Here is a 13,584-nt window from a genome sequence, read left to right on the forward strand (position 1 = left end):
TCGACCTCGCCCTCATCAGAGGTGGTGACTGCGTCCTACGCACCCTGTGCGGCAGCCGAACGGGCCCGCACATGGGCCCGTTAGAAGCATGGGAGGGCGCGCCACGGATTCGCGCGGGGTGGAGCGTCGTAGCGTCCCCCGCATGACCGCAAGCACACCGCACCAGCCTGCTTCCCTCAGCCGCCGCGCGGCCCTGACCGGGCTCGCCGCGGGGGCGGGCGCGCTCGCCGTCGGGAGCACCGCCCATACCGCGGCCGCCGCACCCGCTGCGCCTTCGGCGGCGCCCGATCCGACGCCGGGAGCGATGCGGCTCTTCGCCGATCCCGGCTTCAACTTCGCAGGGTTGCTCGCGCTGGGAGCCGCAGGCATGCGCGCCTCCGAGGTCGGGGAGGTGCTGACCGCGGTCAACACCATCAACGCGGCGGGGCTCTCCGAGCAGACCTACACCGACACCTTCCGGTCCTGGGGCGACCAGCTCTCCGCTCCCCCGGCCGTGGGCCGGGACGGCCGCGGGACGCCGTCGCAGACCCGCCGTTTCCGCTCGCTGCGCGCGGCCCAGTACTACGCCCAGGCGCTGTTCTACGTCCTGGGCACCGACCAGCCCGGTGACGAGGAGGCGGTCTACGAGGCGGGACGCAGGGCCTGGGACACCTTCGCCCGGCTCTGCACGCCCGCTGCTGTCACCGCCCGGGTCCCGTGGGGCAGGACCCGGCTGCCGCTGTGGTTCTTCCGCCCGGACGGCCCCGCCGAGCGGCGCCCCACCGTCATCCTCACCAACGGCAGTGACGGGCAGAACGTGGACATGTGGACCTACGGCGTGTCCGCAGCCCTCGACCGCGGCTGGAACGCCCTCGTCTATGACGGCCCCGGACAGGGACAGCTGCTGTTCGTCGAGGAGATCCCTTTCACCACCCGCTGGGAGACTGTGGTCGCCCCGATCGTCGACTGGCTGCTGCGGCGCGAGGACGTGGACGGCCGGCGCATCGCCCTCACCGGCCTCAGCATGGGCGGCAACCTCGCCCCGCGGGCCGCCGCCTTCGAGCACCGGCTCGCCGCATGTGTGGCGATGCCCGGATGCCTCAGCCCCTGGCTCGGATTCGACGAGGCACTGCGTGACATCGTCACACCCGACAAGGAGGAGACCAACCGGGTCTGGAACGAGGAGGTCGTCCCTGGGCTGACCCCGCAGGAGGCCTTCGCGGTCAAGAAGCGCTTCGAGGTCTTCGATCGGAAGGCGCTGCGCCAGGCGCGCCGGGGCAAGGTCCTCACCGACCTCTGGACACCGGCGCAGGTGGCCATGGGCCTCGACATCACCGGGATCGTCGGCAGGATCAAGGCCCCGACGCTCGTACTGGACTACGACTTCGAGCAGTTCTACCCCGGCCAGCCGCGGGAGATGTACGACCTGCTGCGCACGCGGCGCGACTACGTGAAACTGACGAAGGCCACCGGGGCACAGTTGCACTGCTCCCCGATGGCCCCTCAGCAGCACTGCGACGTCGTCTTCGACTGGCTCGCCGACGTGCTCCGGCGCTGAGTGCTCGGCCACCGACTTCGACACGGCCCGACCCGAACCGTCCCAAACCTGATGGCCCAGAGACGGCCCCAGCACAGCAACGAGCCCCCTACCAGCGGACAACCCGCAGGTAGGGGGCTTCTTCAGCGCGCTGGTTACTTCTTCTTGCCCTGGTTCTTCACCGCTTCGATCGCTGCCGCGGCCGCCTCAGGGTCGAGGTACTTGCCGCCGGGGGTGACCGGGGTGAAGGAGGCGTCGAGTTCGTAGTAGAGGGGGATGCCCGTGGGGATGTTCAGGCCCGCGATGTCGGCGTCGGAGATGCCGTCGAGGTGCTTGACGAGGGCGCGGAGGCTGTTGCCGTGGGCGGCGACGAGGACCGTGCGGCCAGCGAGGAGGTCGGGGACGATGCCGTCGTACCAGTACGGGAGCATGCGGACGACGACGTCCTTCAGGCACTCCGTGCGGGGGCGGAGCTCCGGCGGGATCGTCGCGTAGCGCGGGTCGTCCGACTGGGAGTACTCGCTGCCGTCCTCGATCGGGGGCGGCGGGGTGTCGTACGAGCGGCGCCACAGCATGAACTGCTCCTCGCCGTACTCGGCGAGCGTCTGCGCCTTGTCCTTGCCCTGGAGGGCGCCGTAGTGGCGCTCGTTCAGGCGCCAGGAACGGTGGACCGGGATCCAGTGGCGGTCCGCGGCCTCGAGGGCCAGCTGGGCGGTGCGGATCGCGCGCTTCTGGAGGGAGGTGTGCAGTACGTCGGGCAGCAGGCCGGCGTCCTTCAGCAGCTCACCGCCGCGCGTCGCCTCCTTCTCGCCCTTCGCCGTGAGGTTGACGTCCACCCAGCCGGTGAACAGGTTCTTCTCGTTCCACTCGCTCTCGCCGTGGCGGAGGAGGATCAGCTTGTACGGTGCGTCGGCCATGGCCCCGAGCGTAATCGACGGCCGGGAGACGTCGCCCATATGGCCGACAGGCGGACAGTTCCGGCGGGCAGTGAGAGGGGGCGGTGGGGGTGTTGCGGCGCGCGGCTCGGGCGTCGCTTCCGGTCATGGGCGTCAGTTGACGGTGTCTGTTAATTGGGTGGTCCGGGGCTCGCCCGCCTTCGTAAGTTGTGTTCGCCGCTTTAGCCGCTTACGTCGTGGGGGACCGTCATGCCACTCGCCGCTGCCAGACGCGCTGTCCGGGAGTCCGTCTCGGGGCTGCCCCGCGAGTTCTGGTGGCTGTGGACCAGCACGCTCGTCAACCGGCTCGGCGCGTTCGTCGCCACCTTCATGGCGCTCTATCTGACGCTCGACCGCGGCTACTCCGCCTCGTACGCCGGTCTCGTCGCCTCCCTCCACGGGCTGGGCGGCGTCGTCTCCTCCCTCGGCGGCGGTGTCATGGCCGACCGGCTCGGGCGGCGGCCCACCCTGCTGATCGCCCAGTCCTCCACGGCCTTCTCCGTCGCCCTGCTCGGCTTCGTGCAGGACCCCGTCGCCATCGCCGCCGTCGCCTTCCTCGTCGGCGCCACCAGCAACGCCTCCCGCCCGGCGGTGCAGGCGATGATGGCGGACATCGTGCGCCCCGAGGACCGGGTCCGCGCCTTCTCCCTGAACTACTGGGCCATCAACCTCGGCTTCGCCGTCTCCTCCGTGGCCGCCGGTTTTATCGCCGAGGTCAGTTATCTCGCCGGCTTCCTGATCGAGGCCGGTATGACCCTCGTCTGCGCGATCGTCGTCTTCCTGAAGCTGCCGGAGTCCCGGCCCGAGCGGACGGCGGCGGAGAAGGCGGCCGCCGACGAGGTGGGTCTCGGGACCGTGCTGCGCGACCGGCGGTTCATGAGCGTCGTCGGACTGTCGTTCCTCGTCGCGGTGATCTTCCAGCAGGGCTCGGTCGGACTGCCCGTCGCCATGGGCGAGGCGGGCTTCACCCCCGCCGACTACGGCCTCGCCATCGCCGTCAACGGCGTGCTGATCGTCGCGCTCCAGATCCCGGTCACGCGGTTCATCGAGCACCGTGACACCGGGCGGCTGCTCGTCATCTCCTCCGTGCTCGCGGGGTACGGCTTCGGTCTGACCGCCTTCGCCGGCTCGATCGGGGTCTTCGCCCTCACCGTCTGCGTGTGGACCCTCGCCGAGATCGTGAACGCCCCCACGCAGACGAGCCTCGTCGTCCGCCTCTCCCCGGTCCATGGCCGGGGCCGCTACCAGGGCATGTACACCATGTCCTGGTCCGTCGCCGCCCTCGTCGCGCCGGTCATGTCCGGTGTCGTCATCGACCGGTGGGGCGCGGAGTGGCTGTGGGGGCTGTGCGCGGTGGTCGGGACCGTGGCGGGTGCCGGGTACTGGCTGCTCATGCGGCGGATGCCGGAGGGGAGCGCCCCTGAGGAGGGCGCGTCGGTGGAGGGCCCGTCGGTGGAGGGCCCGTCGGTCGAGGGCGCGTCGGTCGAGGACCGGCCCTGCGAGCAGGCGGTGAACGGGGCCTCGGTGGTCCCCGCGATCTCCGCTACGCCCGCTGCGTCCACTACGTCGGCCACATCCGCTACGTCCGTCGCGTCCGCCATCTCCCCGGGCCCCGCCCCCGGAGATCAGCTCTGACCATTGGCTCCCTGAGCCCCTGACGCCCCCGGAGCCTCTGATGCCCCCGGGGCCTCCGGGGCTGGCGGAGCCGCCTGGGGCTCCGCGTCCCGCGTCAGATGGCTGAACGCGTCCAGGTTGCGGGTGGACTCCCCGCGCGACACCCGCCACGCGTACTCCTTGCGGATCGCGGAGGCGAAGCCCAGTTCCAGGAGGGTGTTGAAGGCGCCGTCCGCCGCTTCCAGGACCTGGCCGAGGAGGCCGTCGATGCTCTCGGGGGTGATGGCGGCGAGCGGCAGCTTGGCGGTGACGTACACGTCGCCGAGCTGGTCGACGGCGTAACTCACCCCGTACAGCTTGAGGTTGCGCTCCAGGAGCCAGCGGTGGACGCCGGCCTCGTTCTCGTCGGGGTGGCGGATCACGAAGGCGTTCAGGGAGAGGGAGTGCCTGCCGACCAGCAGCGAGACCGTGGTGGAGAGCTTGCGTGTCCCGGGGAGCTTCACGACGTAGTTGCCGGTGCCCGGACTCTCCCACTCCAGCTCGGCCTCGGTGAGGACCTGCTCGATGATCGCCGCTGCGTCAGCCATGGGGCGAGCGTACCCGCCGGTAGGGGGAGAGCTACGGCAGCCGGGGAGGAGGGGTACGGCAACCGGGGGCGGCGTCGGCGGCGCGCGTGCGGCCTACCCGTGGTGGGCCCGCAGTCCCTGCCGCCGGTGGTCATGGGTTGCCGCCGTGTACACGTCGGCCGTGGCCTGCGCGGCCGTGTCCCAGCCGAAGGACTCGGCGTGGCGGGCGGCGGCCTCGCCCATGCGGGCGGGGAGGTCGGGGGTGTCGGCGAAATCGCGCAGCACGCGCGCGTACGCCGCCGGATCGTGCCCCTGGACCAGGAAACCGGTCTGTCCGTCGCGTACCGCGACCGGGAGCCCGCCGACCGCGGCCGCCAGCACCGGCGTACCGGCCGCCTGCGCCTCGATGGCGACCAGCCCGAAGGACTCGCTGTACGACGGCATGACCAGCACGGACGCCGCCCGGAACCAGTCCGCGAGCTGCTCCTGGCCGACCGGCGGCCGGAAGCGCACGACATCGGCGATACCGAGGCGCGCGGCCAGCTTCTGCAGCCCCTCCGGCTTGGCGAGCCCGCTGCCGCTCGGTCCGCCGACGACGGGCACGACGATCCTCGACCGCAGTTCGGGCCGCTCGCCCAGCAGGACGGCCACGGCGCGCAGCAGCACGTCGGGGGCCTTGAGGGGCTGGATACGGCCGGCGAACAGGGGGATCAGCGCGTCCTGCGGGAGGCCGAGGCGGGCGCGGGCCGCGGCGCGGCCGTCGGCGGGGCGGAAGCGGTCGAGGTTCACACCGGGGTGGACGACGGCCACCTTGGCGGGGTCGGCCTCGTAGTGGCGTACGAGTTCGTCGGCCTCCTCCGCCGTGTTGGCTATGAGGCGGTCGGCGGCGCGTACGACCTGGGTCTCGCCGATGACGCGGGCGGCGGGTTCGGGGGTGTCGCCGAGGGCGAGCGCGGCGTTCTTGACCTTCGCCATGGTGTGCATGGCGTGCACCAGGGGGACGCCCCACCGTTCGGCGGCGAGCCAGCCGACGTGGCCGGAGAGCCAGTAGTGCGAGTGGACGAGGTCGTAGTAGCCGGGGCGGTGCCCGGCCCACGCCTGCATCACCCCGTGCGTGAAGGCACACAGCTGGGCGGGCAGGTCCTCCTTCGCCAGGCCCTCGTACGGGCCCGCGTCGACATGCCGGACGAGGACGCCGGGCGCCAGCTCGACCTTCGGCCGGAGGGCGGCCGTGGTGGCCCGCGTGAAGATCTCCACCTCGATGTTGAGCGCCGCGAGACGCTGCGCCAGCTCCACGATGTAGACGTTCATACCGCCGGCGTCGCCCGTGCCCGGCTGGTGGAGCGGTGAGGTGTGCACGGACAGCATCGCCACGCGGCGGGGTTTCCTGTGCAGTCTCAACCGGGACGCGGCGGTCGGAGAGCGTCGCCCGAGCCTGCTGACGTAGTGGCTCACGTGGCGTTCCTCCTTGCTGCGGGCATGCCGTTCGGAGGGCGTGCGGACCCTCTCGGCAGGGGGAACACCGGACGAGGCAGTTCCATTTCCTCTTTGCAAAACAATTACCGATCCTCGCTCAACCGTTCGACCAGGGGTGGGATACGGGGCGCCCGCGGGCTCGTAGCCGGGCGGGCGGGCCAACCAGGCGCCCTCCAGTGACCCGGGGGCCAGGGGTGGAGCCCCGCGACCCGGCCACCTCCCCTCCGCATACGCTCGGCCCATGGCACGACCCGTCGGCACGGTGACCCGCGGCACCACCAACCCCAACCGTCTGCGCCGCATGGACCGCTGGATCGCGGCCACCCACGGCGCCGAACTCCGCCGTGCCGCCACCCCCCTCGCCGTGGACCTCGGCTACGGCGCCGCCCCCTGGACCGCGCTGGAGCTGCTGCGGCGACTGCGCGCGGCAGCGCCCCGCACCGAGGTCGTCGGCATCGAGATCGACCCGGCCAGGGTCGCGGCGGCGCAGCCGTACGCGTGCGACGGGCTCACCTTCCGGCACGGCGGCTTCGAGGTGCCCGTACCGGGCCGTCCGACGCTCATCCGGGCGGCCAACGTCCTGCGGCAGTACGACGAGGAGGAGGTCGCCGCCGTCTGGGAGCGGCTGTGCGCCCGCCTCGCGCCGGGCGGCCCGCCGTCACCCGGCGGTCTGCCGGTCTCCACGGGCGGACTGCTCGTCGAGGGCACGTGCGACGAGATCGGCCGCCGGCACGTCTGGGTCGCCCTCGGCCCGGAGGGCCCCCGCACGGTCACGTTCGCCACCCGACTGGGTTCGCTGGAGCGCCCCTCGGACCTGGCCGAGCGCCTCCCCAAGGCGCTGATCCACCGCAATATCCCGGGCGAGCCCGTCCACGCCTTCCTCCGCGACTTCGACCGCGCCTGGGCCGCCGCCGCCCCCTACGCCTCCTACGGTGCCCGCCAGCGCTGGATCCGCACGATCCGCGACCTGCGCGCGGACTGGCCGGTACGGGACGGCGTCACACGCTGGCGCCAGGGCGAAGTGACGGTGGCGTGGGAGGCGTTGGCCCCTCGCTCCTGAGCGACACCGGTCCGCCCGAGCCGACGGCCCGATCCCGCAGCCTGCCACCCACCACCCCAACGCCTGCCCCCACCACCCCAACTCCCCTGGGAACGAACCCGGTGAGTCGTTCGTCACACAGACGGGGGCACCGTCATACGGGAGGGAGCCGGGGGAAGGGAGTTCCTGCCCGCCTCTGTCGCATTGCGCGACTACATGGCACGATCACCCAGGCGCCAGAAGTTACTGACGGTTAATCAGTTCTCCTGGCGTGAGTCATCAGCGCCGGGACGGGTTTGGGGGCAAGGGCTATGGGAGCCGGCAAGCGGAGCCTGACCATGGCGGCCGTGGCCGTGGTCTGCGCGTTGACCGTGCTGGGCGCACCGGTCACCGCGTACGCGAGCCAGACGCAGCCGACCGACCCGACACCCACCCCCTCCCCCTCGGGCGCAGGCACGGGCACCCCCGACGCGGACTCCGCGCCGGTCACCAACGAGGAGTTGGAGGCCGTCCGCGCGAAGCTGGAGGGCCTCTACCACGACGCGGCGGTGGCCACGGACGCGTACAACGCGGCGGAGGAGAAGGCCGACAAGCAGTCCGCCGAGATCGTCGATCTGGCGAACGAGATCGTCAAGGGCCAGGAGAAGCTGGACAAGTTGCAGGACCTGATCGGCGCCGCGGCCCGCGCCCAGTACCGGGGCGGCAGTCTGCCGCCGGAGGTGCAGCTGTGGCTGAGCGAGAACCCCCAGGAGTTCCTGGAGGGCGCGGACCGGCTGCGCCAGGGGCAGTTGGCGACCAAGGGTCTGCTCGCCGAGATGAACCGCACGCAGGACGACCTGGAGCAGTACTCCAAGGACGCCTCGGCGCGCTGGCAGAAGCTCGAGGCGAACCGCAAGGCCAAGGAGAAGGCCAAGAAGAAGATCAAGAAGCAGATCGCCACCGCCGAGAAGCTGGAGGCCGATCTGGAGGACGACGAGCGGGAGCGGCTGGCGAAGCTGGAGGAGGACACCGCGCGGCAGAAGCAGGCCGCCTGGCTGGACTCCGGCATCCTCGACGAGATCGACGGCAAGGCCTCCGAGCAGGGCAAGAAGGCCGTGAAGTTCGCGACGGACCAGATCGGCAAGGCGTACGAATGGGGCGCCGAGGGCCCGCGGACGTACGACTGCTCCGGCCTCACCAGCCAGGCGTGGATCGCGGCCGGCCGGGGCATCCCCCGTACCTCGCAGGAGCAGTGGCGGCAGCTCGAGCACATCCCCGTCGAGAACATGCGCCCCGGCGACCTGATCATCTACAACGCCGACGCGAGCCATGTCGCCATGTACATAGGCGACGGTGCGATCGTCCACGCCCCGCGCCCGGGGCGGACGGTGACGATCGCGGGAGCGGGAACCATGCCGATCCTGGGAGTCGTACGCCCCGACGCGTGACCGACGGGGGACGTGACCGACGGAGAAGGTGACCGACGGACGGCGTGACCGACGGGCGACGTGACCGACGGACGGCGTGACCGACGGACGGCGTGACCGGCAGGGGACGTGACCGGCCGCAACTCACCCACGCTCCACCCACGTTCTGCCCGCGTTCCGCCCGTCGCGTTCGCCCTCACCCCGTTCGCATTACGCCCGCAACACACCCAAACCCTGTCAACCCGTGGGCCACTCGGCGGCCAAGTGATCCAGCACACGTGACTCTCACCACCTTCGGCCGTCGGCTCAACCCCCATCGCGTGACATTCGTCATCCCTGGGGAAAGCCCCGTCATGTCCAAATGCGCTACTGGATGCGGCATATGACGGTGGCCGTTTGCCGTCCGGGGCCCCGCCAAGCATTCCGTTGCGGCGGCGCCTGGCGCTAAGGTCCCCGTCGGTGGGTCGAGGTCCCTCGCCCACCCGTGCCCTCGGGGGGAGGGAAGGAACCCAAGACGATGCCCGTACCCGTACCGCGGCAGAGAGCGATCCCGGCCGTGGAGAGTGGTCAGGCGCACGCCGTGTCCGCACCCAGCGGCCCATCCGGAGAGGGGGCGGCCCTGAACGCCTCGGCCCAGGCCCCTGCCGACAAGTCCACACACCCGGCCGGTCCGACCGCCGGTGCCGTCGCGCCGACGGGCACCACCAACCTCACGGTGCTGCTGATCGAGGACGACCCGGCCGGCTCGCTCAACGTGCCCGAGTTGCTCGACTCCGCGGGCAAGCCGATCCGTGTCCGCACCGCCCGCAACCTCACCGAGGCCCAGCGGCTGCTGACCGACGACGTCAACTGCATCCTCCTGGACCTGGCGCTGCCGGCCCCGGTCCGCGCCCCCGAAGCCCCGGCCCCCGCCGGCGGCGGCACCGCCACGGAGACCGTCACCGACATCGACGAGCTCTCCGTCCTCAAGCACGTCCTGGAGCTGGCCCCCCGCCACGCCGTCCTCGCCCTCACCGACTCCGGTGACACCGAGCGCGGCACGGAGGCCGTGCGGGTCGGCGCGCAGGACTATCTGTTCCGCGACGAGCTGGACGGCCGGCTGCTGAGCCGCGCGATCCGTTACGCGGTGGAGCGGAAGCGGTCGGACACGGCCGAGCGCCGGCTCACGGAGTCGCGGCTGCGCGCCCAGGAGAACGCGCGCCTGGAGCGGGGCCTGCTGCCGACGCCGTTGCTGGAGGGCTCGTCCCTGCGGTTCGCGGCGCGCTACCGGCCGGGCCGTTCCCGGGCGCTGCTCGGCGGCGACTTCTACGACACCGTCCGCACCCCCGACGGCACGGTCCACGTCATGATCGGCGACGTCTGCGGGCACGGCCCGGACGAGGCGGCGCTCGGTGTGGAGCTGCGCATCGCCTGGCGGGCGCTGACGTTCGCGGGGCTGTGCGGTGACGAGCTGCTCTCTACGCTCCAGCGCGTCCTGGAGCACGAGCGGGAGAGCGACGAGATCTTCGCGACGCTCTGCACGGTCGACATCGCCCCCGACGGCCGCCGCGCGGGCCTGTGCCTGGCCGGCCACCCGTCGCCGCTGATCGTCCGCCACGGGCGGGACGGCGCCGCGCCGTCGGCCGAGCTGCTGCCGTTCGACAACAGCGGCCCCGCCCTCGGGCTGCTGCCGAACGCGCGCTGGCCGCGCACGCAGATCAAGCTGGGCGCCGCCTGGAGCCTGATGCTCTACACGGACGGGCTCATAGAGGGCCGGATCGGTGAGGGCAAGGAGCGGCTCGGCCAGGACGGCATAGTCGCGATGGTTCGCCGCCAGCTCGCCGCGGGCCTGCGCGGCGAGGAACTGCTGCGCGCCGCGGTGAACGAGGTACGCGACCTCAACGGCGGCGAGCTGACCGACGACGTGGCCGTACTCCTCCTGGACCGCGAGGGCTGACCCTCCTGGACCGCGAGGGCTGACTCGCCCGGACCGCCCGACCCGCAGCGCCCGCCCGACCCACGGCGCCCGCCCGACGAACCGGCGGTCCCGTCGTCACCGGCGGTCCGGTCGTCCCCGGCGGTCCGGTCGTCCCCGGCGGTCCGGTCGTGCGGCCCGCACGGTCGAGGTGAGGTCAGCGACCGCCGTTGTACGGCCCGTACGGTCCGTCGCTGCTGGAGCCGCGGCTGCCGCCCCGGCCACCGCCGCCGGAGATCTGCCGCACGGCGGGGCGCACGTCGACGATGTAGACGATGCTGGCGATGAGACCGATGATCGGCAGGAACGACAGGAGCGGGAAGAGCAGGCTCACGACGAGCGCGATCCCGAGGATGATCAGCCAGAACACCTTGGTCTGCTTGTCGGTCGCCCGGAACGCGTCCTCACGCCGGAACGTGGCGTCGATCAGCGCGAACGCGGCGAGGGCGATCACTGCGAGCTGCAACAGTCCCATGAACCCAGCGAAGCCGTTCATCAGCATGCTGCCCACCACCACCCGTTCTCTTCGCTCTCGCGGTTCTCGCGGTTCTCACGGTCACGGTCTTCCGAACACTCCTACGGGGCCACCGTACCCGTAGAACGGGCCGGACACCCCAAAGGTGCCCGGCCCGTCCCCGTACCGTGTCCTCCGGCGCCGCACCGTCCTCCGGTGGGCGCGTACCCCCTACTTGGCGGGCGGCGTGGTCTTCTTCGCGGTCGTCGGCTTGCGGACCGGAGCGGCCTTCTTCGCGACCGGCTTCTTGTCGGCGGCGGCCGGCGCGGGCGCGGCCTTGGCCTCGGCGGGCTTCGCCGGCTCGTCCTTGACCGCGACCGGCTCGGTCTTGGGCGCGGTGCTCGGCTCGACGGCGATCGCGAGCTCCTCGATCTCCTCCGCGGCCTCGCCGCGCCAGGTGCGCACGGCCTGCTCGCCGTGCTCGGCGACGCGCTCGTAGGTCTCACGGGCCTTCACGGCGTACTCGGCGGCGACGCCGACACTGCGCAGCGCCAGGTCCTGGGCGCTCTCGCCGAGCTTCTTGAGGTCGGTGTCCAGGGTGCCGATCAGCTCGGTGACCTTGGTCTGGAGGGTCTCCTGCGTCTCCTTGACCCGGGCGGTCGCCTTCTCCTGGACGGCCTTGGGGTCGGTGTTGCGCACGGCGTCGATCTTGGCCGGCGCCTCGGCGCGCAGCTGCTCGACGAGGCCGGGCACCTTCTTGGCCTGCTGGAGGGCGAGGTCGGCGGTGCCGGCGGCGAAGTAGAGCGGCGTCGGGTCGGTGACGGCCTTGCGGATGTCGTCGGTGATGGCCATGGTGATGGTCCTCCGGGTCTGGCGTTCAGCTGAGGGTTTGTGTGGGTCCGGCCCGCGGTCGACGTCGTCCACGGGTTCCGCGTCCGAGTCGGTCAACGCGTCAGACGTGCTCGGCGTAATCGACGAGGCCGGATCTCCGGTCTGTGCGGGTGCGGATCCGCGTCGATGCGGGTCCGCGCGTACGGGGTGAAGCGGTCGTGCTGCCTACGGGTGTGCGGGTGTGCGATCTGAGGGGCCTTGGCTCCGTCATCTCGCGGTCAGGCGCGGACCGGCACCGGCACCGCCGCCGTCGGACGCGGGAGAAGCGGGACCGGCGGCCGCTCCGGCGCCGTTGCCGTCGGCGGTCTCCGCTCGGGCGCGGTCCGCGTCCCGGACCGCGCCCGGGTCTCCGTCCTCGCCGTCGCCGTCGCCTATGAGGACCTCGAACCCGTTCTCCTTGCGGAAGGACTCGTAGATCTGGAGCAGCACCTGCTTCTGCCGCTCGTTCAGCGTGGGATCGGCGAGTATGACGGCGCGCGTCTCCACCTCGTCCCGGTCCCGCTCGGCGTCGAGGATCCCGGCCCGCACGTACAGCGTCTCGGCGGAGATCCGCAGCGCCTTGGCGACCTGCTGCAGCACCTCCGCGCTCGGCTTGCGCAGCCCGCGCTCGATCTGGCTCAGATACGGATTGGACACCCCGGCGGCGTCGGCGAGCTGCCTGAGCGACAGCTGCGCGTTTCGCCGCTGTTCACGCAGGTACTCACCGAGATTGCCGACGTTGAGCGTTGCCATGCCTCCACCATGCCCCACCCTCGCTAACTATTGCAAGCACCTGCTTGCAAAAGTGCGCCACGCCACGCCGACCGGCCACCGGAGGGGGCATCACCAAGAAGGCAAGAACTCGTTGACAAATCCAGATTGTCAAGGCGTACTTGCATCATGGCGCTCCCGGATCTGGACGATCTCATCGCGGAAGTCGACCGGCGGTGCGACACCGCGCACCGCCCCGGTGGGCAGGAACAGCCCGACTGGCTCGCGCTGCTGACGGTCGCGGCGCGACTGGCCGGTCAATTGCAGGCACTGGCGGACGACCTGGTCGAGGACTATGTCGAGCACTGCCGTATGCACGGCTCGTCGTGGACGGACATCGGCGGAGCGCTCGGGGTGAGCCGGCAGGCGGTGCAGCAGCGTTTCCACGCCCCGCACAAGCGCTACGGGCCCGACACGATGACCGACGGGCTGCGGCGGGCCATGGTCCACGTCAAACAGGCCGCCGTGCACCACCGCAACAACTACATCGGCACCGAGCACCTGTTGTGGGGGCTGACCGCGGAGGACAACACCGCCACCCGGCTGCTGCGGGCCGCCGAGATCGCGCCGGAGACGGTCCACCGCTCGGTCGGCGACCGGCTGAGCATGGGCGCCTCGCAGGCGGCCGAGCGGATTGCCTGGACGCCCTACTCCCGCAAGGCGATTGCCCTCGCCGAGGCGCGCTCCGGGGAGCGGGGGGCCGAGCGCATCGATTGCGACGACCTGCTGGTCGGGCTCGCCGGGGTCGGGCGAGGTGTCGCCGCCGACATCCTGACGGAGGCCGGTTTCGACCCGGCCGCCATCCCCACCCCCACCCCCACCGCCACCGCCACGAACGCCGTTGCCGCCGGTATCGCCGTCGGCAACGAAGCGGCCGACGCGACCGATGCCGCAGCCAACAAGGCCCCCGATGGCCCACCTGCCGACGCCGGGTCGGCGGAAGCCGGGTGATCACCGCCGACCGCACCGCGTACGGGCCGTGA

The 13,584-nt window shown here is 71.7% G+C and carries 12 protein-coding genes; 6 read left to right on the forward strand and 6 right to left on the reverse strand.

Translation table 11 applies throughout. The features are described 5' to 3' along the window. Positions 1 to 142 precede the first annotated feature (142 nt). Complete coding sequence (locus tag M8J73_RS30905; RefSeq protein WP_055538817.1) at positions 143 to 1,537, forward strand: alpha/beta hydrolase family protein; 1,395 nt, start codon at positions 143 to 145, stop codon at positions 1,535 to 1,537. Between the two features lie 134 nt (positions 1,538 to 1,671). Here the strand turns inward: M8J73_RS30905 and M8J73_RS30910 are convergent, their stop codons facing one another. Further along, the gene (locus tag M8J73_RS30910; protein ID WP_055538820.1) at positions 1,672 to 2,433 is read right to left on the reverse strand and encodes a phosphoglyceromutase; all 762 of its coding nucleotides are present in this window, start codon (positions 2,431 to 2,433) and stop codon (positions 1,672 to 1,674) included. 228 nt (positions 2,434 to 2,661) lie between these two features. On the opposite strand from M8J73_RS30910, the gene M8J73_RS30915 reads away from it, so the two are divergent. After that, positions 2,662 to 4,086, forward strand: coding sequence for an MDR family MFS transporter (locus M8J73_RS30915; RefSeq protein ID WP_249829334.1), 1,425 nt, complete (start codon positions 2,662 to 2,664; stop codon positions 4,084 to 4,086). Here the strand turns inward: M8J73_RS30915 and M8J73_RS30920 are convergent. Both M8J73_RS30920 and mshA read right to left on the reverse strand, forming a co-directional pair. Next, entirely contained in the window at positions 4,077 to 4,652 is a 576-nt protein-coding gene (locus M8J73_RS30920; RefSeq protein WP_308408366.1) for a type III secretion system chaperone family protein, read from the reverse strand. The two genes, M8J73_RS30915 and M8J73_RS30920, sit on opposite strands and share 10 nt — an antisense overlap. 93 nt (positions 4,653 to 4,745) lie before the next feature. After that, positions 4,746 to 6,086, reverse strand: a complete 1,341-nt coding sequence (mshA, locus tag M8J73_RS30925) for a D-inositol-3-phosphate glycosyltransferase (RefSeq protein ID WP_249829335.1) — start codon at positions 6,084 to 6,086, stop codon at positions 4,746 to 4,748. 262 nt (positions 6,087 to 6,348) lie between these two features. On the opposite strand from mshA, the gene M8J73_RS30930 reads away from it, so the two are divergent. From M8J73_RS30930 to M8J73_RS30940, 3 genes are all read left to right on the forward strand, one after another. Further along, a complete protein-coding gene (locus M8J73_RS30930) occupies positions 6,349 to 7,167 on the forward strand; it encodes a hypothetical protein (RefSeq protein WP_055543297.1) in 819 nt (272 codons plus the stop codon). Between the two features lie 290 nt (positions 7,168 to 7,457). After that, complete coding sequence (locus M8J73_RS30935; RefSeq protein WP_249829336.1) at positions 7,458 to 8,573, forward strand: C40 family peptidase; 1,116 nt, start codon at positions 7,458 to 7,460, stop codon at positions 8,571 to 8,573. Positions 8,574 to 9,069: 496 nt separating this feature from the next. Further along, positions 9,070 to 10,488, forward strand: coding sequence for a PP2C family protein-serine/threonine phosphatase (locus tag M8J73_RS30940; protein ID WP_055542679.1), 1,419 nt, complete (start codon positions 9,070 to 9,072; stop codon positions 10,486 to 10,488). Between the two features lie 175 nt (positions 10,489 to 10,663). On the opposite strand, the gene M8J73_RS30945 is transcribed toward M8J73_RS30940, so the two are convergent. The 3 genes from M8J73_RS30945 to M8J73_RS30955 form a co-directional block, all read right to left on the reverse strand. After that, entirely contained in the window at positions 10,664 to 11,008 is a 345-nt protein-coding gene (locus M8J73_RS30945; protein WP_055543194.1) for a DUF2516 family protein, read from the reverse strand. 183 nt (positions 11,009 to 11,191) lie between these two features. Continuing rightward, positions 11,192 to 11,812, reverse strand: a complete 621-nt coding sequence (locus tag M8J73_RS30950) for a hypothetical protein (RefSeq protein ID WP_055543193.1) — start codon at positions 11,810 to 11,812, stop codon at positions 11,192 to 11,194. 246 nt (positions 11,813 to 12,058) lie between these two features. Beyond that, positions 12,059 to 12,583, reverse strand: coding sequence for a helix-turn-helix domain-containing protein (locus M8J73_RS30955; RefSeq protein WP_055543192.1), 525 nt, complete (start codon positions 12,581 to 12,583; stop codon positions 12,059 to 12,061). Positions 12,584 to 12,730: 147 nt separating this feature from the next. On the opposite strand from M8J73_RS30955, the gene M8J73_RS30960 reads away from it, so the two are divergent. Continuing rightward, positions 12,731 to 13,552, forward strand: a complete 822-nt coding sequence (locus tag M8J73_RS30960; RefSeq protein ID WP_249829337.1) for a Clp protease N-terminal domain-containing protein — start codon at positions 12,731 to 12,733, stop codon at positions 13,550 to 13,552. The last annotated feature ends 32 nt before the right edge of the window (positions 13,553 to 13,584 follow it).

The sequence above is a fragment of the Streptomyces neyagawaensis genome (assembly GCF_023516595.1).
In the GTDB taxonomy this organism is placed as follows: Bacteria; Actinomycetota; Actinomycetes; order Streptomycetales; family Streptomycetaceae; genus Streptomyces; species Streptomyces neyagawaensis.